This is a genomic window from Microvirga sp. ACRRW (assembly GCF_022346925.1).
Lineage (GTDB): Bacteria > Pseudomonadota > Alphaproteobacteria > Rhizobiales > Beijerinckiaceae > Microvirga.
Map to the genome: position 1 here is coordinate 33,482 of NZ_JAKRNJ010000006.1, position 23,891 is coordinate 57,372.

Genomic DNA, 23,891 nt, shown 5'->3' on the forward strand with positions numbered 1-23,891 from the left:
TCTCCGCTTCCATATAGGGCAAGCGTGTCTCGCTGGAATCAACTTGCATGACAAATTATGACAGCTGATCCCTATTTTCCTTTTGCTGCCTTGGCCTTAGCCCGAAATGCAACAGCCCAATCCTCTTTCGTGACTTGACGTCCACGCCCCAGCGCAAGGGCATCGGGCGGCACGCTGTCGGTGATCACTGAGCCGGAGCCGACAAAAGCCCCGTCGCCGATGGTGACAGGCGCGACGAGCGATGAATTGGAGCCGATGAAGGCCCCCTCGCCGATCTGGGTCAGGTGTTTGTTGTAGCCATCGTAATTGCAGGTGATCGTTCCCGCGCCGATATTCGTCTCGGCTCCGACCTTGGCATCGCCGAGATAGGTCAGGTGGCTGACCTTGGCCCCGGCCCCGAGATCCGTGTTCTTGATCTCCACGAAGTTGCCGACTTTCGCCTTGGCTCCAATGGCAGCGCCCGGGCGCAGGCGGGCAAAGGGCCCGATGCCGGCACCGGCGGAAACGTGCGTTCCTTCCAGATAGCTGAAGCTATGAATGGTCACGCCCGTCTCGACGGTGACTCCCGGGCCGAACACCACATGCGGCTCAACGATCACATCGGTTCCGAGCTTCGTGTCGTAGCTGAGGAAGATCGTCTCGGGAGCGACGAGAGTGGTACCTGCCGCCATGGTGGCCTCGCGCAAGCGGCTCTGAATCATGCGCTCGGCAGTGGCGAGCTGCGCACGGTCGTTGACCCCGTGCACTTCTTCTTCCGGCACGACCGTGACGACCGCACGCAGCCCGGCCGTGTGGGCGATCTCGACGATATCGGTCAGATAATATTCGTTCTTGGCGTTGTCGTTGCCGACCTTGTCGAGCAGCATCAGAGCCACATCGCCTCGGATCGCCATGAGTCCGCCGTTGCAGAGAGTGATTGTCCTCTCCGCCTCCGTGGCATCCTTGTGTTCCCGAATCGCGAGCAGTTGATCACCGGACGTGATCAAGCGTCCATATCCGGTCGGGTCGGCCGCCTCGAAAGCCATCACCACCACGGCGGCTCCCTCTGCGAGAGGGGCCCGCAGCTTGGCGAAAGTCTCCTTGGTGACGAGCGGTGTATCCGCGTAGGCCACGATCACGTCATCGGGTTTCTGGGCCAGGGCCTCCCTGGCGCTCAGGACCGCATGGCCGGTTCCGAGCCGCTCCCGCTGCACGAAGATGCTCGCATCCGGCAGAATCCGGTGCGTCTCTTTCTCCACATCCGCCCTGTCGGGACCGACCACCACGGCGTACCGGGTTGCGCCGGCTTCCGTCAGAGTGGCCAGAACGTGCCCGAGCAGGGAGCGGTTCGCCACATGGTGCAGAACCTTGGGCTTCGCGGATTTCATCCGGGTACCCTCCCCGGCGGCCAGAACGACGGCCAGGCAGGTCCGGGTGGTCGAGGTCGTACGGGAAACATTCAGGTTCATCGGGCTTCTATCCGTGGCGTTAACAGTGCAGCTAGATCAGAAGGGGTAATTCGGCAATCTTTTCATGGGCAAAGACCGGGAAAACGAACTGCCTCGTTTACTTCATACTCATGTTCGATGATAAATCATGAGACTTCCTGATTGTCTGGCCGAAGAGCCAAGTTCACACAAGAGTATCACTGTGTCGTTTTCGCTGGGGGCTTCGCGCCCTTCTCATCCTCGGCGACGCGATGTGCTGGCTTACCTCAGCGCTTCCGTTGCCGCGCTTACCCTTGCGCCTGCCGCTGCCCGGGCTCAGACGCCCCCGGCCACAATCGCCGCACGCATGGGAGACAGTCAGCGCTTCGACCCCGCGACGGTCATCGACATCGCCCGCCAGCTTTCCAAGAAACCGTTCGTGCAGCCGCCGAACGATCTGCCGGATGCGTTTTCGAGCCTGGAATACGACCAGTATGTCTCCATCAAGTCCCTGCAACAGCCGATTTGGAGCACGGAAGGACGCGGCATCGCCCTGGAGCCGCTCCATCGCGGCTTCGTCTTCAACAATGCGGTTGACCTCTTCCTCGTGGAGGATGGTGCCATCCGGCGGCTCGGTTACGATCCGAAGCAATTTAGTTTCAATGGAATAAACATTCCTAATGATCTGAAAGATATTGGATATTCTGGCTTTCGCCTCATCGCGCAGCCGGCCGAGGGCCAGCCTTACGACTTCGCCATCGTTCAGGGGGCCACCTTCTTCCGCGCCTTGGCCCGTGGCCAGAATTACGGCGTCATCGCCCGCGCACTGACCCTGAAGCCCGCCGAGGCGAAGGGGGAGGAATTCCCGATCTTCCGCGCTTTCTGGATCGAGCGTCCAAGCGTCGGCAGCAACAGCATCACGATTCACGGCGTGCTCGATTCGGAATCGACCACCGGTTCGGTCCGGATGACGTTCCGTCCCGGCGACATGACCATCGTCGATGTGGAAACGACCCTCTTCCCCCGCGTGAACCTGGATCACGTAGGATTGGGCGGCATGGCCACGACCTATTTCTACGGCCCGAACGATCGCCGGACGGCGGACGATATTCGCCCCGCCGTGTACGAATCCTCCGGCCTGCAGATGCTGAACGGCCAGAGCGAATGGCTCTGGCGCCCTCTGCACAACCCGGAAACTCTCCAGATTTCGGCCTTCGTCGACAACTCCCCGCGCGGGTTCGGCCTGCTCCAGCGGGAGCGCGCCTACGAATCCTTCCAGGACGATGATCAGCGCTTCGAGAGACGCCCCAGCCTCTGGATCGAACCTCTGGGAGATTGGGCTCAGGGCAGCGTGCAGCTCCTTGAAATTCCCACGGATGCGGAGATCAACGACAACATTCTCGCCTATTGGCGCCCGCGCGCCCAGATGGCTGCGGGATCGGAAGTGCCCTTCGCCTATCGGCAATATTGGGGCTGGAACTCGCCGGAACGCCCGCCGCTCGCGACGGTGATTGCAACACGGTCCGGTCGCGGCAGCACCGGGCGCCGCCGCCGATTCACCGTGGACTTTTCGGTGGAGGCGCTTGGTGACAATTGGCCCAAGGATCTTAAGTCGGTGCTGACAGTTGGTCCGGGAACGTTCCACAACCTCAAACTTTTGCCCTATCCGGAGAGAAAGACGGTACGCGTTGCATTCGAGCTTGACCCGGGCAACGAAAACGCGTGTGAGATGCGTCTTCTCCTCGAAGCAGGCGGGAAACCGATAAGCGAGACATGGCTGTATCGTTGGACACCTTAAGTTCCGACTCGAACAAGAACATCGCTGCCCTCGGGCGGCACGACTCCGTCATGCCCCCGGAAAAGCACCTGGACATGCCGACCCAGCACTTGAGACGCTGGTCGGACGACCAGGAGCGTAAGCGCGTTCGGCAAAACCCTAAGCTCGGGATGTGGCTCGCTCGCCTATTCGTGTTCGGCGGCGGCCTCCTACTGACGGCTTACGGTACGTATGAAATGTACCAGGTAGTGTCGGTGAGCCGGACCACGGCGCTCCAGTGGGTGCTGGTGGCGTTGTTCACCGTCAACTTCTCCTGGATCGCGGTAGCCTTCACGAGTGCCCTGCTCGGCTTCTTCGCTCTTCTGCGCCGGCCTCGCCCTGCCCCGCTGCCGTCTGCGCTGGAGGTGCGCACGGCCGTCGTCATGCCCGTCTACAATGAACAGACGGACCGGACCTACGCGGCTCTGGAGGCGATTTACGAATCCATCGAAGCTACGGGTCTCGGCGACAGCTTCGACTATTTCATCCTCTCCGACACGACGAACGCGGATGCCTGGATCGCGGAGGAGCGCGCGTTCCTCGCGCTTCGCGAGCGCTTGGGGCCGAAAGCCCGATTCTATTACCGCCACCGCGCGAAGAACCATCATCGCAAGGCCGGCAACATCGCGGATTTCGTGAGCCGCTGGGGTGGGCATTACGAGCAGATGCTCGTGCTCGATGCGGACAGCCTCATGACCGGCGATTGCATCGTACGCCTTGCAGCGGCGATGGAAGCGGACCCTGATGCGGGCATCATCCAGTCCCTGCCCCTCATCATCAACCGCAACACTCTTTTCGCGCGACTGCAACAATATGCGGCCCGCGTCACGGGGCCGGTCATCGCCATGGGCCTGTCGGTCTGGATGGGCCGCGACGGCAATTATTGGGGCCACAACGCGATCATCCGCACCAAAGCCTTCGCTGCTCACGGCGGCCTACCGGACCTGAAGGGCAAGCCGCCCTTCGGCGGACACATCCTGAGCCACGACTTCGTGGAAGCGGCCCTGCTGCGCCGCGCCGGCTGGGACGTCTACATGCTGCCGGATCTCGGGGGCTCATACGAGGAAAGCCCGCCTTCCCTCATCGACCTATCGGCCCGTGACCGCCGCTGGTGCCAGGGCAACCTGCAGCACATGCGCGTGATTACCGCGAAAGGCCTGAAGCTGCCGACGCGTCAGCACTTCGCCACCGGCATCATGTCCTATCTGGCATCGCCCTTCTGGCTGTTCCAGCTGATCGTCGGTATCGCCCTCGTCCTGCAGACCACATATATCCGGCCCGAGTATTTCTCGCGCGATTTCCGCCTCTACCCGATCTGGCCGCGTTTCGACCCCGAGCGAGCCCTGGCACTGTTTGCCCTGACCATGGGCATCCTGCTTGCGCCCAAGCTCTTCGGTCTGATCCTGATGCTGATACGCGGCAATGATCGCCGGGCCTCCGGCGGCGGGATTCGCCTGATCATCTCGTCGGTTCTGGAGATCATCCTTTCCGCGCTTGTGGCACCGATCCTCATGCTGATCCAGTCCGGCTCGGTATTCCAAATTCTCCTTGGGCGCGACACCGGGTGGCAGCCGCAACGCCGCGACGATGGCTCGATCCCGTTCAAGGATATCGTGCGCCGGCACAGGGCTCATACGGTTCTCGGTGCGCTAGCCGGCATCTCCGCCTTCATGATCGCGACATCCCTCTTCCTGTGGATGTCGCCCACGATCATCGGCCTGCTGCTCGCCATCCCGCTCTCCTGGCTCAGCGGTCAGCTGGGTGCGGGCCTTGCGCTCAAGCGGCTAGGCCTTCTCATGACGCCGGAAGAGCACCAGCCGCCCGCCATCGCCACGCGCGCGAACGAGCTGCAGATTCGCAATGCAACCTTCGGCTTCGACGATGCGGACAGCCTGCGGGCCATTTACGCGGATGCTGCTTTGAGGGAACGGCATATCGAAATGCTGCCGCCCGCCACGACGCGCAAGCGCGGTGTCATCGAAACCGAACGCGCCTTGGCGGAGGCCAAACTGGTGGACTCGGAAACGATCGACGATGCGCTTGCTTGGCTGCATCCGAAGGAACGCATGGTGGTGCTGCACGACCGTGCATTGCTCAACATGCTCGTGCACTTGAAGGACAAGTCGACGGACGCTCAGGCTGCGGAATAGCAATCTTGAAACCGGGGCTCAGGTCCCGGTTTTTATGTGAGCTGCGATGGTTCCCTTTTCGGCATCTCCAGCAACCTCGCTGAGAATCCAGTCACGAAACGCCTCAATTTTTGGAGAGCGTTTGCGCTTCTTCGGATAAACCAGCCAATAACCTCGGCTGGTCGTTCCCATGACATCGAAAGGCTGCACCAAGCGGCCTGCCGCAAGGTCGGCAGGGAAGAAGAATGGATTGATCAAGGCAAAGCCCTGCCCCGCCATCGCTGCCATCCCCTCGAATTGCTGAACCCCGAGCGAGTTGTCGAGGCGTCGGGACAGATCGACATCCGGCATCCCTGCAGCCGTGAACCAATCCTTCCACCAGGGATCGCTCGGTGAAATGATGGGAAATTTCAGAATGTCTGCAGGCTCTTTGAGCTCGACATCCCGAATGAGATCGGGGCTGCAGACAGGAGTAAAATGATTGGGAAAGAGAGGATAGGCCTCAAGCCCAGGCCATTCTCCATCCCCGCTGCGAATCCCTAAATCGAATTCGCTCTGGCCGAGATCCACCACATTCTGCGCGACTGAGATTTGCACGGCGATGTTGGGAAAAATCTGCTGAAAGCGTCCCAGTCGCGGAATGAGCCAGTTCGAGGCAAAGGTGCTGAGCGTGGTGATCGAGAGCACCGATTGCACCATCTCCTCCACACTGGCGAAGGCCGCTCTCAAGGCATCGAATGCCTCCGTCACGGCTGGAGCAAGCTGCTGTCCTCGGGCTGTCAGCATCACTTGCCGGGGCATGCGCACGAATAACGGCGCGCCGACCCGATCCTCCAGCATCTTGATCTGATAGCTCACAGCCGCCTGCGTCATGCCGAGTTCTTCGGCTGCGCGGGTAAAGCTCTGATGCCGAGCGGCAGCTTCGAAGACGCGCACCGCGCTCATGGGAGGAAGCTTGGAGGATGATTTCGGCATGATCAATCCATAAGGGTGCCTTATGCCAGCCCCTTGGCTTTCATTTTGTCAAGGCCTCCGAACAGGAGCATCTTCTTACTGCATGAACGAGGCGTTGAGGCGCCTTCAAAACATCAATGGTGATCATCATGAGGTACGAAGATGCCCGCCGCCTGCGCGGCGTCGAGAGCGTTTGGCTGCGTGTGAAGCTCTGGCTGGGCCCTGGCTCCCTGCTGAGCCATGAACCGATAGCGGAGTTAAGCCACCTGTCGGACCACGAGAGGCGCGATATCGGCCTGCACGAGACCGCCCGCTACCTGGATGGGGAGCCGTTTCGCTCCAAGAAATGACGCCCCAAAAGCCAAACCCGGCTCCGAGGCATCACGACGTCAGGCGGCTCGGCTTCAGCTCGCCGCTTTGCTCCAGCAAGGAATGCCCCGTCGCCGCGATATGCGCTTCTATACGCTTCAAATCGCGCACGATGTCGAGCTGGAGCGCGCTTGTATCGCCCATCGTGCGGCCGGAGCGAATTTGCTCCAGCTGTTTCTGGGTGACGGCGCGCTCAAGGTCGCGGAACCGCTCCTTCTCCGACACGAGACGGCGAGCCGATCCGATGTCCTGGAACATGAGCACGGAAGCCGCGAGCTGCAGGTGCTCCAGCAGCTTGTTGTGCATGCTGGTGATGTCGTCGAGACTTTCCTTAGGCAGGCGCAGATGGTTCTTGATGCGCTTGGCCGCCAACTCCATCAGGTTCTTGTCGATGATGTCGCCCACATGCTCCAGGTTGATAGCGAAGGCGAGAATGTCCGAGAGCCGCCTCGCCTCCATCTCGCTCAGGGACTCGTGGTTGATGGCGCTGAGATAGCGGCGAATGGCGCTGTAGAGACGGTCCACCACATCGTCCGTGCGGCTCACCTCGGCCACGCGGCCAATGTCGTCCTCACGAAAAAGATCCTGCGAGCTGCGCAGCATGATCTCCACTGTGTCGGCCATGCGCAGCACCTCGCGGGCCGCATTGGACAAGGCGACGGAAGGCGTATCGAGAGCATCCTTGTCGAGATATTGCGGCGTGCCGGGATCGGAGGCACGCAGCTTTTCCGGAAAAGCTCTAGTGAGAAGCTTGGCGATCCACGGCAGCGGCAGGATGAAAATGGCAGCAACCGCCACATTGAAAAGCGTATGGAAGTTGGCTGCCAAGCGTGCCGGATTCGGATCGAGCAGCGACATGTACTTCATGGCGATGTCGATCAGCGGCAGAGCCACCAAACACCCGATCACGCGCATAACGAGGTTGCCGAACGGCACACGAAACTTGGCCGGGTCGCCACCCAGCCCCTCCAGCATGGGGTTGACGGAACTCCCCAGATTGGCACCGAGCACCATCACCAGGGCGGCATGGGTATCGATGACGCCAGCCGTCGACAGCGACATGATGAAGAGCATCGCAGCAACGCTGGAATGAGCCATCCAGGCAAAGAGCCCTGACAGGAAGACCAGGATCAGCGGGTCGGGCGCGATGACCGCTAGCACGTTCTTGAGCACCTCGGAGGATTCGATGGGATGAATCGTCTCGGTCAGCAGGTGCAGCGATAGCAACATCAGGCCAAGGCCGATGGCGACACGTCCCAGGTCCTTGATCCGGCTCGAAGCTCCCCGCTTGTAGGCCATGAAGCCGAAGAAGATGAGCAGCGGGAAGATCAGAGTCACGTCGAAGGACAGCACCTGTACGATCAGGGTCGTGCCCACATTCGCGCCCAGCATGACGGCCAGCGCCGGAACGATATCGACGGCGCCGCCCGCCGTGAATGATGCCACCATGAGCGCCGTGGCCGTGCTGCTCTGCAGGACCGTCGTCACGCCGACACCGGCCAGGAAGGCGCGCAGTCGGGTGCGCAGGCCAATGCCGAGGATCCATCGCAAGTCGCTGCCGAAGGCCCGTTGAACCCCGCTGTTGACCATGTTGATTCCCCAGAGCAGCAGGGCAACCTCACCGAGCAGGTGGATTAGGATGGCGGTCGCAGACATGGATTCCCCAGCGTTCGGCGGGCGTCGGTCAAGCCCTATGCTTAGTCCCGTTGGCCCGGGACGACAATAAGTTGCCGGCTAATAATAGTGCGCTTGCAGGATTCTTCAGCCCCTTTCAAGAAGAGAGATGAGGCATTCAGGCGGATGGTTGTTCATGGAAGAGGCCATCGAAGCGCATAGCCGCCCTCGTTTGCCAGCCGATGCCGCATTCGGCATTGGCTTCGTTGCGCGCAAGTCTTCGAAATCTCATTCTTGGAGACTCACAAGCCCTCTAGTTTTTAATTCTTACAAACTTGGAGCGTATCGCTCCTGATTCAGGACGTGAGCGGCGCCTCATATCAGGCGGCCCAATTGCAATTGATTTGCATCAGGCGATGCAGATGAAAGATGCATTCAACAGAGTAGTTACGAGTTATTCAGCGCCTTTGCCCGGGCGCGCAGATTCAACGCTTCGCCATCAGTCATGGGCCGCGAATGAAATTCTCGCATGGCATACCAATGATCATTCAAGCGACTATGATGGACATGGCGCGGGCATCGACTAGGTGCATTCGCCCTCATGTAGCCACATTGAACCCGCCGCGGTGAGCGCATTCTTTCTCATTGCCGCTGGTTGATATTGCTTATTTGAAGAGGTTTTTTGAACAATCAGCCCGCGCGCGCTCTCCTGTTCGAAGAATCCTCAAGGCCCTTCGCGTCCTGAGCGGCGGTAGAGCGAATAACCTGCGCAAAAGGCTAGCTAGATCCCCACAGGATGCCGTTTGAGAGAGCTTTATGCACATTCTCACGCCACCGATGAGCCCACTTGCCATATGCTTGCCACATGTGCCGATTTGGCTACTCCATACGCATGCCTTGTATCGACTTAAGGAACTCTGCTCTTTTCCCGGAGCAACAGATACGCATGGAGGCCTATAATGCCGAGTACAGGAATGAATACAGTACTACTGGGCGGCACATCACCTGTTGGGATGCGAGGACACGAGATGGGTTGGGACGATCCATTTCCGATTGAGAAGTGCTCGGGGCGCGTCCGCGGTGCCGTTCTCGCAGAATTTCAGGGACGCTGCCCGACGGTCCGCGAGGTCGCTAGCATATCAGACGCACAATGGCTGACTGTCCCCAATATCGGCCCCACCACATTGGAAGAGATCCGCCGGTTCATTAACGAGGCCCCCGTCGAGCAACGCCTTCAGAACCTCCCGAACATGGAAGACGGAGAGCTTCTCTCCCGCCTCAATCGACTTCAGCGGGAGTTAAGCCTGATCGCCAGCGCTGTGCGAACCAGGATTTCATCCGCTTCCTATAAAAAGGAGGAGCAGGAATAACGGATAGTCTCAAAGGCTTAGTACGCCGTGCATATCGCAGCGGTCCGCATATGCAACTTTATTTCTTTTGCAGCATCTAAGATTAAACTTCCCCTTCGTCCCTGGCACGCCAAATCCACCAAGACCCACTGCAAAGCTGCTTAGATCGAGAACGACAGGACAGCCCTCGTGCCGGCATGATGAGGGTCGAACTCGATGGCCGATTGCAGATTCGATGCCATGGCTCGCACGATCTTGGTGCCGAGGCCGCTGCCTTGAACCTGACCGGTTCCCTTCCACCCGACACCGTCATCCTCGACAGAGAGAAGCACCTTCTGTCCCTCGCTGGACAGAATGACGCGAATGTCCCCGTTGGCGCCCTCCGGATAAGCATATTTGAAGGCGTTTGTGACGAGCTCGGTCACGATGACGCCAACCGACACGGCCTTGTCCGTCGGGATCGGAACAGGCGCGGCCTTGAGCGAGATCGTATGCTCCCGGCCTGCGGCGCGCATGGCTCCTTCCAGCTCCTCGACCAGGCCTTCCAGGTAGGTATCCATCTCAACGAAGCGCACATCGTTGGAGGTATAGAGGCGCCGATGGATCTGGGCGATGGCCGTGATGCGGCTTTGGGTTTCCGCGAGCGTATCCTGCGCCATCGCGTTTCCGGTTGCCGCCCGCTGCTGCATGGCGACGAGGGATGCGACGAGCTGCAGAGAGTTGGCGACGCGATGGTTCACCTCACGCAGGAGCATCTCGGCCCGCTCGCGCGCCTCGCGCATTTCACGCTCTGCCGCAGCCTTTTCCCGCCGCAGGCGGGCCGCCTCGAGGGCCTGCTCCGCCGCGGAACGAAGCAAGTCGAGAAAGACGCCCCCGACATCCTTGATGACATAATCGGACGCGCCGGCCTTGATCGCGGCAACCGCGATGCGCCCCTCGTCCGCGCCGGTCACATAGACGACGGGCGGCGGATCGGAGAGCGTCTTCATCTCAGCCAGGACCTCCAGCCCTTGCTTGCCGGGCATGAAGTGATCGAGGGCGATCACATCGAAGGACTTTGCGGCGAGGTGCTGCAACCCTTCGTCGCCGCTCAGGGCATGGGTAACCTCGAAGCCGTGGCGGGCCAGTGAACGCTCGACCAAACGCCCGAGACCCGGATCGTCATCGATGTAGAGAAGGCGGATAGGCTGGGTTTCGCTCACAGCGTTTCGGGAACCTGAATGACGGAAAGGAAAAGACCGAGCTGGCGAATGGCCTGGGAGAACGACTCATACTCGACCGGCTTGGTGATATAAACGTTGGCGCCCAGGTCGTAGCAGCGCTGGACCTCGCGCTGATCGTCCGTGGTGGTCAGAACGACCACGGGAGCGCGCTTGAGGTTCTCGTCGCCTTTCAGCTTCGCCAGGATGTCAACTCCGTTCATATCCGGAAGGTTGAGGTCCAGAAGGACCAGGAACGGGCCTGCATTGCGCACATCTTCGCTGAAGAGATGCGCAAGCGCGGCCGTTCCGTTCGGAAATGTGCGGATTTCGTTGCAAACCCCGGCGCGCCTGATGTTCTTCTCAATCAGACGGGCGTGACCCTCGTCATCTTCGATCATGATGATGGTGACAGGATTCTGCTGGGGCATGCTACGCGGCCTCCGAACTCACGCTGATATATTTGGGCAGGGTTACGGTGAAGGTTGTGCCTTCACCCAATCTCGACTTCACTGAGATCGTGCCCCCCAGCCTTCGCACAAGGGCGCGCACATGCGCAAGCCCAATCCCCTCGCCCTGCTGGTCTTGGGTGCCAGAGCGACGGAATAGGTCGAAGATCCGCTCGTAATCCTTCTCGTCGATGCCGCGCCCGTTATCCTCGATCTCGTAGCGCACGCTCAGGCCGCTGTCGCGCCCCCTGATGACAATCCGGCCGGGCCGTGCCAGATCCAGGTACTTCACGGCATTGTCCATCAGGTTTCCGAAAACCTGCTCGATGGCCAGACGGTCGCTGACGAGATCCGGAACATCTTCGATAACCAGCTCGGCTCCGCGCTCACTCAGCTGATGTGCCAAGCTGTGATGCTGTGCCTCCAGGAGCTGGCGCATGTCGACCGATTCCGGAGCCAGGACCCTGCGCCCTTCACGGGACAGCCGGAGGATGGCGTTGATCAGCTTATCCATCTTGACGGTGGACGACCTGATGAAGCCGATGGCCTCGGCGAGATCACCCTCGATGGCATCGCTTGCATTTTGCGTGACGAGGCCCGGCTGAGCTTCGGAGATCTTCCGATAGAACTTCTCGATCTCTTCCTGGGCGTTCTCAAGCTCGCTCGTGAAGCCCATGATGTTGACAAGGGGCGCCCGCAGATCGTGGCTGACGATATAGGCGAACCGCTGAATTTCCTCGTTGGCGGCATCGAGTTCCGACACCCGTTCCGACAGAATCGCGGCCAGGCGCCGCGTCTCTTCCTCGGACTGGATGGCCTTCTCACGGCTTGCCCGCAGTTCTTCCTGAGCCTGCTTGAAGTCGTGAATGTCCGTGCAGGTACCGTACCAGCGCGTGATCTGCCCCTCCTCGTTGAAGACGGGCTGAGCGCGACCCAGCACCCAGCGATATTCGCCGGAGCGATGCCGCAGCCGGTATTCGATGTGGTACGGCTCACCGGTTTCAAGCGAATGCCGCCAGATCTTCCACGCGCGCTCCCGGTCCTCGGGATGGAACATGCCGTTCCAGGAAGCCCCGTCCGTGGTGCCCTCCGGCACGCCCGTGTACTCGTACCAGCGCTGATTATAGTAATCGTGAAAGCCGTCGGGCCGCGTTGCCCAAATGAGCTGGTCGATGGAATCCGCGATGGCGCGGAAACGCTGCTCGCTCTCGCGCAAGGCATTCTCAGCCCGGCGCGTCTCCGTGATGTCCACATTGACACCGATCATGCCAAGGAATGCGCCGCTCGCATCGAAACGGGGCTGGGCGTTGGTTTGAAAAATGCGGTATTCGCCATCCGCTCGCTTGAAGCGTGCCTCCGCCGTGAACGGCGCATGCTCCCGCATACCCTGAGAGAATGGAGCAAAAAGCGCCTCCTGGTCCTCAGGGTGAAGCGTATCACCCCACTGAAAACCGGAGATGGCGTCTTCATCAAGCCCCCAGAACTTCCGCTGGGCCCGATTGAGATAAACGCACTTCCCTTCCAGGTCCCCCATCCAAAGCATGACAGGGGCGCTCTCCGCGACGAGGCGGAAACGCTGCTCGCTCTCGCGCAGCGCTTCCTCGGCTCGCCTGTGGTCCGTCACGTCGTGGCCCTGAACGAAAATACCGGAAACGCTCCCCTCACGATTGAAGATGGGCTGATAGACGAAATCGAGGAAGCGCTCCTCCGCAGCCTCATCCAGACCCTGGTTCAAGAGAATCCGCACGCTGCGCCCAACGAAAGGCTCACCAGTCTGGTGGACCCGATCCAGAAGATCGATAAAGCCTTGCCCCACCACTTCGGGCAGTGCCTCTCCCACCGTTTTTCCGATCAGGTCCGAGCGGCCGACCACATGGCGATAGGCTGCGTTGGCCATGGTGAATACATGATCCGGACCGCTCAAGGCCGCGATGAAGCCCGGCGCCTGCTCGAATAGGTCGTGCAGGTGCTGGCGCTCCTTCGAGAGCGCCTGGTTCACCTCCTGAACGGCTTGGGCACGGCGGAACATATCCGTCTCGATCAAGGCGGCAGGGCCGGACAGGAGAGCCGAGGTCTTCGCAAAATTCCGGAGTTGCTGCAGCTCCGTCACGTCCACTGTATGCTGGAGAATGGCGACGACCTCTCCGGCCTCATCGAACATGGGCGTGTGCGTGGCGCTCCAGAACCGCTCCTCAAACCCCTGGCCGTCGGGCAAGGGAATGGCATATTCGATCAGGGGCAGGTGATCCGTCACCTTCTCGCGGATCACGCGCTCGAAGGACCCGCTCAGCTGGCGGTAGCTCTCGGAATCCGGATCACTCGGAAAAGCCTCGAACATGGGCTTACCCACGAGATCTTCCCGCTTGCTCATGGTGGCGCGCAGGTAGGCCTCGTTCATCCCCATGATGACCAGGGACGGATTAACCAGCACATAGGGATTGGGCGATGCATTAAACAGCGCCTCAAAATTTATTGATTTCAACGCCTTAAGCTGGACGGCAAGCCAGCTCCCCCTCAGAAGTTCGCCTTTGTAGCTATGCCTTATTTAGGACGCTTCCAATCAGATGCCAGTTCCGGAAGCGTCCAATTCTAAGGACCGTCTCGCGGAGGAAGAAGGGGATCTTTTTGAGAGTGAAATGCCCCTTGGGCGACAACCCTTCCCGTGCTTCAGTATAGAGTTCCCGAAAAGGAGTCTTACCCTTCGCAAGGTTTATTATCCTCGGTATTTGATCTTGATCCGCGCTGCGGCCTGACGCGCCTGCTCGCGCGCTTCCTCGACATTGGAGCCGGAGGCCAGCGCGACCCCCATGCGCCGATAAGGCCGTGTCGTCGGCTTGCCGAAAATGCGCACCTCGACATCGCTCCCAGCGGAGGCAAGAGCCAATGCATCCTTTAGCCCCTCGATGGAAAAGTCCTCGGAGTCCCGATCGGCGAGGATCACGGCGGATGCGGTGGGTCCGTTCAGGCGAATGTTCGGGATCGGCAGGCCGAGCACGGCGCGGGCGTGCAGATCGAATTCGGAGAGGTTTTGCGAGAGCAGCGTCACAAGTCCGGTATCGTGCGGCCTCGGCGAAAGCTCGGAGAAGATCACTTCATCCTTGGTGACGAAGAATTCAACGCCGAAAATCCCGTAACCACCCAGGTTGTCGACCACCTTGCGCGCCATCTCCTGCGCGTCCGCGAGAAGCTTCTCCGTCATCGGCGTGGGTTGCCAGGATTCCTGATAATCTCCCCGCTCCTGCCGGTGTCCGATAGGTTCGCAATAGGATACGCCCTCCCGCGAGCGGATCGTGAGCAGAGTGATCTCGTACTCGAAGGCAATAAATTCCTCGACGATCACTTTCTTACGGTCGCCACGCATGTTGGCGACCGCATAAGTCCAAGCCTGTTCAAGCTCCGCGTGCGAGCGAACGGTGCTCTGGCCCTTGCCGGAGGAGGACATAACCGGCTTGATCACGCAGGGAAGCCCCGAATGTTCCACGGCTGCCCTCACCTCCTCAAGGCTTTCCGCATAGCGGTACTTCGAGGTGCGAAGGCCAAGCTCGGTGGCGGCTACGTCCCGGATGCGATCCCGATTCATGGTGAGCGACGCCGCGCGGGCGGAAGGCACCACAGTGAAGCCTTTGTCCTCGAATTCCTGCAGAACCTCCGTGCGGATCGCCTCGACCTCCGGCACGATGAAGTCGGGCTTGTGCTTCTCAATAGCCTGTCTCAGGGCATCCGCATCGAGCATGGAGAACACCTCGAACGCGTCCGCGACCTGCATGGCGGGCGCATCGACGTAGGAATCGCAGGCGATCACCTGACAGCCATAGCGCTTGGCCGAGATCACGAATTCCTTGCCGAGTTCGCCCGATCCGAGAAGGAGGATTTTCGCAGTGAACACAGTCGTGACCTTTCATTGGGTTTGAGAGCGAAACACTGGCCGCCCGTGTGCGTTCTTTGGAAACACGATTCAGGATCTCTTTCCAGCCCGAACCTCCTCCGGGTGGGAAACCTGCGTCAGGTGCATCCCTGCTGCCACGCATGCGCATTGTGCAAACTTGAGGTCGATACGTTAAGGGGAAGCGCAGGAGAAGCGGAATGCTTGGAACGAAAAAATCATCGAACCGCTTTGGTCAGCGGGTCACTCGGGTAGAGCCCCCGTCCCTCGAGGAAGCGATTGCCGCCGCGCAGGGCCTGACCGAAGACATCGACAGCCAAGTGGAGATCGCCTCGCAGCTTATGGGCATGCCCGAAGACGAGGTTCGGCCCGTCGTGCTCACGCTCTCGGCGCAATCCCGTCAGCCGCAACGCTCCGCGGTCGCGGACCGGATCTTGGATCGCGGCGAAGGCGCCAAGGTTGTCGTCGTCGAGCGCCGCCGTCCGCGTTTGGCAGCTCGATAGAGTTTCCATATCGACGCGCAATGAGCTACTGCGGCTTGCGCGAATAGTTTCCTAGTTTAAAAGTTTACTCCGCATGGTCAAAGGCATCATTCTTGCGTTCCTTGCCTTTGCCGTCTTCGCCTGGGGCGATGCGGTGGTGAAGGCCATCGGTCACGATCTCGATCCCTTCGAGGTGACCTTCTTCGGCTATCTCATTCCCCTGTTGCTCTCGCCGGTTTTCATGAAACCCGGCGACAAGCTCACCGACATCGTGCGCTGGAAGAGCCCCTGGCTCATGGCGCTCAGGGTTTTCTTCATCTCCGTCACGACGCCCTTGAGTGTCATGGCCTTCACGAGCCTTCCCTTCGCGGAAGCCTTCGCCCTGCTCTTCCTCATGCCGAGCCTCGTGACGGTGCTGTCCGTTCTGGTGCTGAAGGAAACGGTCAGATGGCGGCGCGGGCTTGCAGTCTGCGCGGCGTTCATCGGCGTGCTCGTCATCGTGCGTCCCGGTTTTAGGGAAATCATGCCCGGACACGTGATCGCCATTGCAGGCGCTCTTTGCGCCGCAGGCGGCGTTATCACGGGGCGCATGATCGGCACGTCCGAGACGCGCTACACCCTCATCGGAAGCGTCTTCTTGGGCACCACCGTCATTGCCGGCATCCTTATGATCCCCGGCTTCACGTGGCCGACATCCACTCAATGGTGGCTGCTGCTCGCTTTCGCCGCCACGGCTCTCGTGGCGCAGGCTCTCTTCGTCGTCGCCACGACCTATGCCCCCGCCGATCGCTTGGGAGCCACACAATACAGCCAGATCCTCTGGGCCCTGATGATCGGAGCGCTCTTCTTCGATGAATGGCCGGACACCATCGCGCTCTTCGGAATCGTGATCGTCGTCGGCGCAGGATTGTTCATCTTCTCACGCGAGCGGACGCTGAAGAAAACCCCGTCTCCGGCAACACCATCGGCGCCTCCGGAACAAATGGGAACGGTGAGTTCACAGTCTGAAGGTTAGTGATTACCTTCCTGGTTCAAGGCGTCTTAGGAACATTCCCGGCAGGCTGATAAGGCCGCACCGACTGAGACTGCAGACGCACGAGGGCGGCGCTCAGCCGTGAAGCCTCATCGTAGCGCGTCTCGTCGTAGGGCGGCGCATCGGACCGCCCGCTGGCGAGATATTCGGCTGTCCCGGCCAAGCGGCGCAGAGGTGTGGCAACCCATGTTGCCAAGAGATAGAGCAGTCCGAGCGCCACCAGCATTCCGGCCCCGAGAATGGTCCAGAATGTGCGCGTGATCGTCCTGGTCGGATCGAGTACCGAATTGGTATCCGCACGCACAATGACGCTCCAGCCGAAGCTGGGCATGTCAGCGTATTTGACCGATGGAATAACGACCGTGATGTAATCCTTTCCATCTGGCCACCGCTCGCGGAGCGAAACCGATGCCGCCTGCCCTGCGGCAATCGCCGACCCGACGGAGAGAGTCGTCCCCCGCAGACCTTCCGGACCGGAGAGAACCGTCCGCTCGCGGGAGATGAGCAGCATTTCCATTCCAGGCCCTCTCATGGCCTGAAGGCTGTCCTGCACGAAGCTCCAGTCGAAATGCGCTCCGATCACGCCAGTCACCGCTCCCTCGGCATTCTTCACCGGAGCCGAGAAATCGACGAAACGGCGCGGCTCCTGCGTTGCCGGGAGGAGCTTTTCGAGCAGCACGGCGGCATGCACATCCGTCGCGGCAGGACCGTTCAGGCCACGACGGAACCAAGGACGCTCGGCAACGCTCTGGCCTTCGAGCATGCCTTGAGAGGCAGCGACGACCTTTCCTTCCACATCGGCCATGCCAACCCAGGTGTAGCGACGGTCGACCTGGCCCAGCAGGTCAAACTGGCGGCGAGCCTCCTGGGGATCGTCCATGCTGACGATGCGACCCATTCCCTCCACGTTCTGCCACAGCTGATGCATGCTGCGTCCGAGCTGATCGGCCGCGATCTCTCCGAGAACCCGCAGGCGCGCGCCGTTCGCAGCCTCAGCCCGGCGCTGCATGGCACTCGAGAAAATGGTGCCGGCCACGACTGCGGGTGCGAGCAACAGCAGGCCGCCGCCCACGAAAATGATCGTCTTCAAACCAATGCGCATTGCCACGCCCTTTTCAATTCAATCGCTTGCGCTTATCGCGACGCAAGATTGCGCATCCATCCCCTGACCATGCCGGTCAAATCGCCCTTCCCCGCACCCGGGCGCATATCAGCTGTATGGAGCTTGCGAAGAATAGCATTCCGCTGCTCGGAGGTTGGGCGCAAAGCAAGGCGATAGCCGTCGTTTGTTTCCTCAAGCACGCGAACGGCAATATCTCCGACATCATTGATGGTAATCGTTCCCAGCGCACCGGCGGCAAGTCCGGACAGGCCACGGACACGGGCATGGTCCACGCCCAATTCGAGAACCCAGGAATGGAATCTCTGCATGCCGACCGACATCATCGCCATCTCCACGCTCTCGCGCTGGGGCCTGTTGACGCGAGGACGTTCGACGCAGACCAGCATCGTGATGGCGAGAACGAGCAGATTGTAGATCGTCCAGAACAAGATGACCCGGATTCCGTCACCCGCTCGCGACACGTGGGTGAAGGCGGTGTCGCTCATGAGCGGCAGCACGAGTCCTAGAACGGTGAGAGCGAAGAAAATCGCAAACGGCTTCATGAGCGGCCATTGAACGACGGTCTTCGTGCGGTCGCCGCCCTTGGCCGTCACACGGAATTTGTGCGGCCCTTTGACGAAAAGTCCCATCGCCACCGCCCGCGTGATCGGCCAGGCCGCGATGAGCTGCGACACGTCGTTGAGCACTGGCCAGATCAAGCCGCCCGAGATCCAGTTCAGAGTGATCAGGACGGCGGCATAATACGGCAGGTAATACGCGGCGATGTCCGACACCGATGCCTCGACGACAATGATGCCGAAGAACCAGTAGAGCAACGGACAGACGAGGCTGATCAGGCGGAACGGGAAGGTCGTCGTCCAGAAGAGAAATGAATCGAGCAGGCTCAGCCGCTGCATGAAGCGAAGTTTGGGGGACGTGAGCGGATTATAGACCTTGCGCACGATCTCCATCATGCCAAGGCACCAGCGCCCGCGCTGCACGACATACTCATGCAACCCCTCGGGAGCGAGCCCCTCGGTGAGAGCTTCGTTGAGGTAGATCGTGCGGTAGCCGTGGCTATCCAGGCGAATGGTCAGCAGGAAGTCTTCCGTGACGCTTTCCGTCGGCAGACCGCCAATCTCCTTGAGAGCGGACACGCGGACCATCGAAGACGTGCCGCAGCAAACGGCAATGCCCCACGCATCGCGCGCCGGTTCCAGATGATCGAAGAAGAAGCGCTGCTCATCGGGATAAGCAGCGGCGATATGAAGATTGTGCTGAATCGGGTCCGGATTGAAGAAATGCTGCGGGGTCTGGACGAGCCCCACACCGGGATCATGGAACAGCGCCACCGCGCGGCGCACGAAATTGCGGTGAGGCACGAAATCGGCGTCGAGAACGGCGACGAAATCCGGCGCATCCTCGTCCTTCAGGCGCTGCAACAGGGTGTAGTTGATGTTGCCCGCTTTTGCATGGTTGTTGTGCGGTCGGGTCCGATGCTCGGCGCCGTAGCGCCTGCATACCTCAGCGAGCCACTCGCGCCGCCCGTCGTCGAGCACGAACACGCGCACGTTTGGATAATCGAGAGCCTGGGCGCCTGCGAGGGTTCGCTCCAGAACCTCGATTTCTTCATTATACGTGGCGATATAGAGATCGACCCTTGGCGGGTTGCTTCCCCACCATGCCAGGTTCCTGTCCGCTTCTTCGTGGCGGTCTTTGCGGCGGGTGAGAAACAAATAGGCCGATGTCGAGGACACGAGGGACAGCGCCTCGATCGCGACGAAGATCGAGCCCGCGATGACATCGATCATGCCCGACTTATCGAGGGACGGAACCGTCTCCGTGATCCGCCAGAACATGTAGCGCCAGCCCAGGAACGCGGTCAGGCCGAGCAGCAGGATGCGGACCCAGGCATTCTTCGGGGAGGCGAGCGGCAACAGCAACAGGGCAAGACCGATCACAACGGCCAAGCCTGCAAAGCTCGACGTATATTGATCGAGAACGAGCATCACAGGCCGAAGTCGGAGAGCGCCTCACGAACGCCCGACAGAGGACCGCCCGTGAAAACCACCCTGCCCGTCCGCCCGACCGAGCAAGCCAAGTCGGAATCCTGGGCCAGCTCGGGAACGTTCAAGGCTACGTCGAACCGCGTCAGATGCTCTGGGCTCGGACCGATGGCGAGGGTCTCGTACAGACTGGCTGCGCCGGAGCCGCCGAGACGGGTGATGGTGGCATTGAAGACCCGGCTGTCGCCATTGAGCCTGAAGCGTGCCGGCATCCCGACGCGCAGGTCGGAATAGACCCGCTCGCTGACGCTGGCCGTCACCATCACGGCGGAGCAATCCACGAGCCTGACGAGATCCTGGCCGCGATTGACGTGCTCGCCGCCGCTCGCCAGGAAATTCCAGACGATGCCCGGGCTTTCCACCGAGAGATCAGCGGAGGTCAGGCGGTTGACGCGGACGCGCTCGGCCGTGATCTGATCTGTGGTCAGCTTCAGGCGGCGTTCGGCATTCACCGTTTCCGCCTTGAGTTCAGACAGCTTGAGGTCGAACTCGCGGATCCGTTGGATCGAGAACGGGGCGTCGTTGTAGGAATCGCTAATGAACACGCCGTTCTGGGCCGAGGACAGTTCCGTCGAGAGGGAGCTGACGCGCTCGCGTGTACTGGCGATATCCTGCTTCGCGACATCGTATTGCGCTTGGGCGCGGTCGAGGGTGATGGCGGTCTGGACACCGCGTGAACTCAGCTCCTTTGTCCGGTCGAGGGCGCTCTGCGCCTCGCGGAATCTCGCCTCCGCCGAACTCAAGGCAGCCTGTGCCTCGGCAATGCGTGACCAGAGCTGGCGCACGCGCCCATCCTGATAGGACTGCGCCTGACCCTGCAGGACCTTCCGGGCCTCCTCCACTGAAGCGACCTGTGCCTTGAGGCGAACGAGATCGGCTTCCAGCGTGGAGCGGCTGCGTTCGAGATCGATCAGGCGGGCGTCATCGAAGCGGCTGTCGGTAATGCGCGCAACCGTCTCCTCAGGCGAAACCCGCGCTCCGATATTACGGACGGAGAATTCGGCCATTCCCTCGATGGGAGCGCGAAGAACCGACGTACGGGCATTGATGGTCGCGTCCGCGCTGGTTCCCGAGAGATACTCGCCAACAATGATGTAGAGTCCCCCAAGAAGCAGGAGCGCTCCCAGAACGATACGAACGATTTTCATGATATGGGAGCTTGCCTGCCTGAAATATGAACTTGTGACAACGTTGCCTGCGCCGAGATGTTTACACCTTATCTACGCACGCAATGGTCGAACCGATCCGGCAGGCCATTAAAAAATACCTACAAAGGATTACCACCGCAACAGCGGCCGATCTAAGTAGAAAGGCTAGACCTGCATTAAGTATTTGAAAAAATTTGATTTATCGACATAGACCAAAGAAGTCTCAATGGACTACAGGGAATTTGCCTGAATGAGCAGTCCAAACATCGCCTAAACCCTTGAAAGCAATGGCGACCCCTGCAGGGCTCGAACCTGCGACCTACTGCTTAGAAGGCAGTTGCTCTATCCAGCTGAGCTAAGGGGCCGTCGAGCCGCTAAGGCTTGGACTTAATGCGTCCAGGGGCCGACGCGATTGAACTTGAAATTGTCCGAATAAGACATGGTGCGCCGCTTGATCTCCTGCGGCTCCTCAACCCTGTAGGCGATGCCTTCGCGCTCGGCATAGGCCATGGCCTCTTCCTTGGTATCGAACCACAGGCGGAGCTGCTGGCGGGTATCGCCCGAGCTGGTCCAGCCCATCAGGGGCTCGATCTCGCGGGGCTTGTCCTGCTCGAAAACGAGAAGCCATTGCTTCGTCCGAGCCATGCCGGACTGCATTGCGGATTTGGCGGGCTTATAAATCCGAGCGGGCATTGGTCTTTCGCACTCTCTCTAAGACTTACCCGATGCCGAGATGGTCGGGGCGGCAGGATTTGAACCCGCGACCCTCTGCTCCCAAAGCAGATGCGCTACCAGACTGCGCTACACCCCGCCTTTCAGCACCGGTCAGGCTGTTCGCTATCACGACCAGCCTAGATTCAGCAAGCGCCTGAATGTTACCGCTTGAAAATTGAGTGGTCGACCCGGTCGCCCGGCTTGATGCCGAGCTTGGCGGCTGTGCCGGCATTCAGCTCCAGAACGGCAAGGACAGGCTCGCCGGAGGGAATGGTGCGGGTCGATAAAGGTTCCGTGTTGGCGGCGATGCGGGCGATGGTGCCGTCAGGACGGATGAAGAGCATATCCAGGGACAGATAGGTGTTCTGCATCCACATGGAGACCGGCTCGACCCGGCCGAAATCGAACAGCATGCCCCGCTCGGGCGCCATGGAGCGACGGTACATCAGACCCTGCGCCCGATCGGCATCGTTCCGCGCAACCTCGACCTGGAAGCCTTGGCGCTGGCCGCCCTGGGTTACGATGGAAAGAGTCTCAAGAGCCTGGGCATAGGCCACCCCGGCCAGGGCGACCATAAGGCCAAGGGCCGGGAGAACCGGGCGAAGACGCTGGAACACGAACGCAGCCTGTCAGTGAGAGTGCGGCAGGTTCATGTCAGCGAGGCGAACCTCAGCGGCCATGAGACCCTTCGATCCGTCGCCGAAGCGCACGAAGACCCGCTCGCCGGGCTTCAACTCGGCAATGCCGTAGCGGCGCAAGGTCTCCATATGGACGAAGATGTCCGGCTTGCCCTCGCCTTGGGTCAGGAAGCCGAAACCGCGCAGGCGGTTGAACCACTTCACGACCGCCGGCTCCAATCCGCTGGTCGGCACAACCTGGACATGTGTGCGGGGCAGCGGCAGCTCGGAGGGATGCAGGGCCGTCGACTCATCCAACGAAAGGATGCGGAAGGCCTGGAGGCCGCGGGGGCGCTGAACGGCCTCGACCACGATGCGAGCGCCCTCATTGGCGGCCTGATAGCCGTCCCGGCGAAGGCAGGTCACATGCAACAGCACGTCGGACATGCCATTGTCGGGCACGATGAAGCCGAAGCCCTTGGCGACATCGAACCACTTGATCCGGCCGCTCACCTGGACGAGTTCGAGGGAGTTTTCCTCAGCAGGCGCCGGGGCGACCTCGCGGCGACCTTGATCGAAAGAGGAATTTTCCTCTCGAAGATTGAAGGAGTTAGAGCCGAAATCGCTAGTCATGAATACACCCGAACTCGAATCAAAAACCCGATTCTTAAAAAGAAGATAACATCGTCCTGAATCAGGGGAAGCCGGTAAAAACCCTTAAAATGCGATGAAATTTTCACCATCCGGCGAGAGCATTGAAATTACGGGACAAATACGGACAGCACAGCCCCAATTTCTTCATGAATGACCAGATCTGCCATTTCATCGAGCGGTGTCGGCTCCCGGTTCACGATCACGAGCCTCGCCCCGTTCTCCTTGGCGAAGGCCGGAAAGGCGGCGGCTGGATACACCACCAGGGATGAGCCCACGACCAGGCAGAGGTCGCAGCCCGCCATGAGCTTCTGGGCCCGGCGCATGGGCCCTTCGGGCATTGTCTGGCCGAAGGAGATGGTCGCGGATTTCAGAATGCCGCCGCAATTCACGCATTCGGGGGGATCGCCGCTCGCCTCGAAATGCCGCCTGACCCAATCGAGCTCATGCCTGCGTCCGCAGGAAAGGCACTTGGCATAAGTGCCGTTGCCGTGCAGCTCGACGACCTGCTTCTCCTCAAGGCCGGATGCCTGGTGAAGACCGTCGATATTCTGCGTGATGACCGCCGGCATACGCCCCGAGGCGATGAGTGAGGCGATGCCGAGATGCCCCTGGCTGGGCCTTGCATCACGGTAGAGATCGTCCATCGTGAACTTGCGCCTCCATGCCTCGCGCCGCGCCTCTGCACTATGAAGAAACTGCTCGAAGGGAATCGGCTTGTTGCGCATCCAGGGACTGTCCGGAGAGCGAAAATCCGGAACGCCGCTCTCCGTCGAGATGCCCGCCCCCGTAAAACCGGCAACGATGCGGGCTTCTTGAACCATTTCCTGCAATGTGGCGATTGACGCGGCAAGGTTCTCTGTCATGTCACCCATATAGACCGCGTTGCCGCGATAAGAACCGTAGGACC

The 23,891-nt window shown here is 60.4% G+C and carries 20 protein-coding genes and 2 tRNA genes; 6 read left to right on the forward strand and 16 right to left on the reverse strand.

All coding sequences use genetic code 11. The features are described 5' to 3' along the window. Positions 1 to 71 precede the first annotated feature (71 nt). Positions 72 to 1,448 carry a bifunctional UDP-N-acetylglucosamine diphosphorylase/glucosamine-1-phosphate N-acetyltransferase GlmU gene (glmU, locus tag MHY87_RS14405; RefSeq protein ID WP_239352806.1) on the reverse strand — a complete coding sequence of 459 codons (1,377 nt, stop codon included), beginning with the start codon at positions 1,446 to 1,448 and terminating at the stop codon, positions 72 to 74. Positions 1,449 to 1,680: 232 nt separating this feature from the next. Here glmU and MHY87_RS14410 point away from each other — a divergent pair, with 232 nt between their 5' ends. Both MHY87_RS14410 and mdoH read left to right on the forward strand, forming a co-directional pair. Then, positions 1,681 to 3,204: a glucan biosynthesis protein gene (locus MHY87_RS14410; RefSeq protein WP_239352809.1), complete on the forward strand. Its 1,524-nt coding sequence runs from the start codon at positions 1,681 to 1,683 to the stop codon at positions 3,202 to 3,204. Further along, positions 3,180 to 5,372: a glucans biosynthesis glucosyltransferase MdoH gene (mdoH, locus tag MHY87_RS14415; RefSeq protein ID WP_255726625.1), complete on the forward strand. Its 2,193-nt coding sequence runs from the start codon at positions 3,180 to 3,182 to the stop codon at positions 5,370 to 5,372. The genes MHY87_RS14410 and mdoH overlap by 25 nt, the downstream gene beginning before the upstream one ends. A gap of 18 nt (positions 5,373 to 5,390) precedes the next feature. On the opposite strand, the gene gcvA is transcribed toward mdoH, so the two are convergent. Then, positions 5,391 to 6,326, reverse strand: a complete 936-nt coding sequence (gene gcvA / locus MHY87_RS14420; RefSeq protein WP_239352811.1) for a transcriptional regulator GcvA — start codon at positions 6,324 to 6,326, stop codon at positions 5,391 to 5,393. A 128-nt stretch (positions 6,327 to 6,454) separates the two neighbouring features. On the opposite strand from gcvA, the gene MHY87_RS14425 reads away from it, so the two are divergent. Further along, complete coding sequence (locus MHY87_RS14425) at positions 6,455 to 6,655, forward strand: DUF1127 domain-containing protein (RefSeq protein WP_239352812.1); 201 nt, start codon at positions 6,455 to 6,457, stop codon at positions 6,653 to 6,655. 31 nt (positions 6,656 to 6,686) lie between these two features. On the opposite strand, the gene MHY87_RS14430 is transcribed toward MHY87_RS14425, so the two are convergent. Next, positions 6,687 to 8,330, reverse strand: a complete 1,644-nt coding sequence (locus tag MHY87_RS14430) for a Na/Pi cotransporter family protein (RefSeq protein WP_239352813.1) — start codon at positions 8,328 to 8,330, stop codon at positions 6,687 to 6,689. 917 nt (positions 8,331 to 9,247) lie between these two features. On the opposite strand from MHY87_RS14430, the gene MHY87_RS14435 reads away from it, so the two are divergent. Further along, positions 9,248 to 9,658: a hypothetical protein gene (locus MHY87_RS14435; RefSeq protein ID WP_239352814.1), complete on the forward strand. Its 411-nt coding sequence runs from the start codon at positions 9,248 to 9,250 to the stop codon at positions 9,656 to 9,658. 140 nt (positions 9,659 to 9,798) lie between these two features. Here the strand turns inward: MHY87_RS14435 and MHY87_RS14440 are convergent, their stop codons facing one another. From MHY87_RS14440 to purT, 4 genes are all read right to left on the reverse strand, one after another. Then, on the reverse strand, positions 9,799 to 10,839 hold the full coding sequence (locus MHY87_RS14440) for a histidine kinase dimerization/phosphoacceptor domain -containing protein (RefSeq protein ID WP_239352815.1): 1,041 nt from the start codon (positions 10,837 to 10,839) through the stop codon (positions 9,799 to 9,801). Then, positions 10,836 to 11,267 (reverse strand): response regulator, encoded by a 432-nt coding sequence (locus MHY87_RS14445; protein WP_239352816.1) that lies wholly within the window; start codon positions 11,265 to 11,267, stop codon positions 10,836 to 10,838. Before MHY87_RS14445 ends, MHY87_RS14440 begins: the two co-directional genes overlap by 4 nt. Before the next feature lies 1 nt (position 11,268). Continuing rightward, positions 11,269 to 13,767, reverse strand: a complete 2,499-nt coding sequence (locus tag MHY87_RS14450; protein WP_255726626.1) for a PAS domain S-box protein — start codon at positions 13,765 to 13,767, stop codon at positions 11,269 to 11,271. A 231-nt stretch (positions 13,768 to 13,998) separates the two neighbouring features. Beyond that, positions 13,999 to 15,171, reverse strand: coding sequence for a formate-dependent phosphoribosylglycinamide formyltransferase (gene purT, locus MHY87_RS14455; protein WP_239352817.1), 1,173 nt, complete (start codon positions 15,169 to 15,171; stop codon positions 13,999 to 14,001). 197 nt (positions 15,172 to 15,368) lie between these two features. Here purT and MHY87_RS14460 point away from each other — a divergent pair, with 197 nt between their 5' ends. Continuing rightward, positions 15,369 to 15,671, forward strand: a complete 303-nt coding sequence (locus MHY87_RS14460) for a hypothetical protein (RefSeq protein WP_239352819.1) — start codon at positions 15,369 to 15,371, stop codon at positions 15,669 to 15,671. A gap of 73 nt (positions 15,672 to 15,744) precedes the next feature. Then, positions 15,745 to 16,665: a DMT family transporter gene (locus tag MHY87_RS14465; protein ID WP_239352825.1), complete on the forward strand. Its 921-nt coding sequence runs from the start codon at positions 15,745 to 15,747 to the stop codon at positions 16,663 to 16,665. A 16-nt stretch (positions 16,666 to 16,681) separates the two neighbouring features. Here MHY87_RS14465 and MHY87_RS14470 read toward each other — a convergent pair whose 3' ends face one another. From MHY87_RS14470 to MHY87_RS14510, 9 genes are all read right to left on the reverse strand, one after another. Next, entirely contained in the window at positions 16,682 to 17,785 is a 1,104-nt protein-coding gene (locus MHY87_RS14470; protein WP_239352828.1) for a cache domain-containing protein, read from the reverse strand. A gap of 32 nt (positions 17,786 to 17,817) precedes the next feature. Continuing rightward, positions 17,818 to 19,794 carry a glycosyltransferase gene (locus MHY87_RS14475; protein ID WP_239352831.1) on the reverse strand — a complete coding sequence of 659 codons (1,977 nt, stop codon included), beginning with the start codon at positions 19,792 to 19,794 and terminating at the stop codon, positions 17,818 to 17,820. Continuing rightward, positions 19,794 to 20,999 (reverse strand): HlyD family secretion protein, encoded by a 1,206-nt coding sequence (locus MHY87_RS14480; protein WP_239352833.1) that lies wholly within the window; start codon positions 20,997 to 20,999, stop codon positions 19,794 to 19,796. The genes MHY87_RS14475 and MHY87_RS14480 overlap by 1 nt, the downstream gene beginning before the upstream one ends. 288 nt (positions 21,000 to 21,287) lie before the next feature. Next, positions 21,288 to 21,364, reverse strand: a tRNA-Arg gene (locus MHY87_RS14485). Positions 21,365 to 21,386: 22 nt separating this feature from the next. Beyond that, positions 21,387 to 21,692: an ETC complex I subunit gene (locus tag MHY87_RS14490; RefSeq protein ID WP_239352836.1), complete on the reverse strand. Its 306-nt coding sequence runs from the start codon at positions 21,690 to 21,692 to the stop codon at positions 21,387 to 21,389. Positions 21,693 to 21,733: 41 nt separating this feature from the next. Beyond that, positions 21,734 to 21,810, reverse strand: a tRNA-Pro gene (locus MHY87_RS14495). 64 nt (positions 21,811 to 21,874) lie between these two features. Beyond that, positions 21,875 to 22,288, reverse strand: a complete 414-nt coding sequence (locus MHY87_RS14500) for a DUF192 domain-containing protein (protein WP_239353273.1) — start codon at positions 22,286 to 22,288, stop codon at positions 21,875 to 21,877. 54 nt (positions 22,289 to 22,342) lie between these two features. Continuing rightward, positions 22,343 to 22,963: a cold-shock protein gene (locus tag MHY87_RS14505; RefSeq protein WP_239352838.1), complete on the reverse strand. Its 621-nt coding sequence runs from the start codon at positions 22,961 to 22,963 to the stop codon at positions 22,343 to 22,345. A 128-nt stretch (positions 22,964 to 23,091) separates the two neighbouring features. Then, the gene (locus MHY87_RS14510; protein ID WP_239353274.1) at positions 23,092 to 23,847 is read right to left on the reverse strand and encodes a Sir2 family NAD-dependent protein deacetylase; all 756 of its coding nucleotides are present in this window, start codon (positions 23,845 to 23,847) and stop codon (positions 23,092 to 23,094) included. Positions 23,848 to 23,891: the final 44 nt, after the last annotated feature.

What these genes read in the sequence shown, in the direction of transcription:
- glmU (WP_239352806.1), bottom strand. Translation starts at nt 1,448, where the DNA reads ATGAACCTGAATGTTTCCCGTACGACCTCGACCACCCGGACCTGCCTG.
- mdoH (WP_255726625.1), top strand. Translation starts at nt 3,180, where the DNA reads ATGGCTGTATCGTTGGACACCTTAAGTTCCGACTCGAACAAGAACATC.
- gcvA (WP_239352811.1), bottom strand. Translation starts at nt 6,326, where the DNA reads ATGCCGAAATCATCCTCCAAGCTTCCTCCCATGAGCGCGGTGCGCGTC.
- MHY87_RS14425 (WP_239352812.1), top strand. Translation starts at nt 6,455, where the DNA reads ATGAGGTACGAAGATGCCCGCCGCCTGCGCGGCGTCGAGAGCGTTTGG.
- MHY87_RS14430 (WP_239352813.1), bottom strand. Translation starts at nt 8,330, where the DNA reads ATGTCTGCGACCGCCATCCTAATCCACCTGCTCGGTGAGGTTGCCCTG.
- MHY87_RS14435 (WP_239352814.1), top strand. Translation starts at nt 9,248, where the DNA reads ATGCCGAGTACAGGAATGAATACAGTACTACTGGGCGGCACATCACCT.
- MHY87_RS14445 (WP_239352816.1), bottom strand. Translation starts at nt 11,267, where the DNA reads ATGCCCCAGCAGAATCCTGTCACCATCATCATGATCGAAGATGACGAG.
- MHY87_RS14460 (WP_239352819.1), top strand. Translation starts at nt 15,369, where the DNA reads ATGCTTGGAACGAAAAAATCATCGAACCGCTTTGGTCAGCGGGTCACT.
- MHY87_RS14465 (WP_239352825.1), top strand. Translation starts at nt 15,745, where the DNA reads ATGGTCAAAGGCATCATTCTTGCGTTCCTTGCCTTTGCCGTCTTCGCC.
- MHY87_RS14470 (WP_239352828.1), bottom strand. Translation starts at nt 17,785, where the DNA reads ATGCGCATTGGTTTGAAGACGATCATTTTCGTGGGCGGCGGCCTGCTG.
- MHY87_RS14475 (WP_239352831.1), bottom strand. Translation starts at nt 19,794, where the DNA reads ATGCTCGTTCTCGATCAATATACGTCGAGCTTTGCAGGCTTGGCCGTT.
- MHY87_RS14480 (WP_239352833.1), bottom strand. Translation starts at nt 20,999, where the DNA reads ATGAAAATCGTTCGTATCGTTCTGGGAGCGCTCCTGCTTCTTGGGGGA.
- MHY87_RS14490 (WP_239352836.1), bottom strand. Translation starts at nt 21,692, where the DNA reads ATGCCCGCTCGGATTTATAAGCCCGCCAAATCCGCAATGCAGTCCGGC.
- MHY87_RS14500 (WP_239353273.1), bottom strand. Translation starts at nt 22,288, where the DNA reads ATGGTCGCCCTGGCCGGGGTGGCCTATGCCCAGGCTCTTGAGACTCTT.
- MHY87_RS14505 (WP_239352838.1), bottom strand. Translation starts at nt 22,963, where the DNA reads ATGACTAGCGATTTCGGCTCTAACTCCTTCAATCTTCGAGAGGAAAAT.
- MHY87_RS14510 (WP_239353274.1), bottom strand. Translation starts at nt 23,847, where the DNA reads ATGACAGAGAACCTTGCCGCGTCAATCGCCACATTGCAGGAAATGGTT.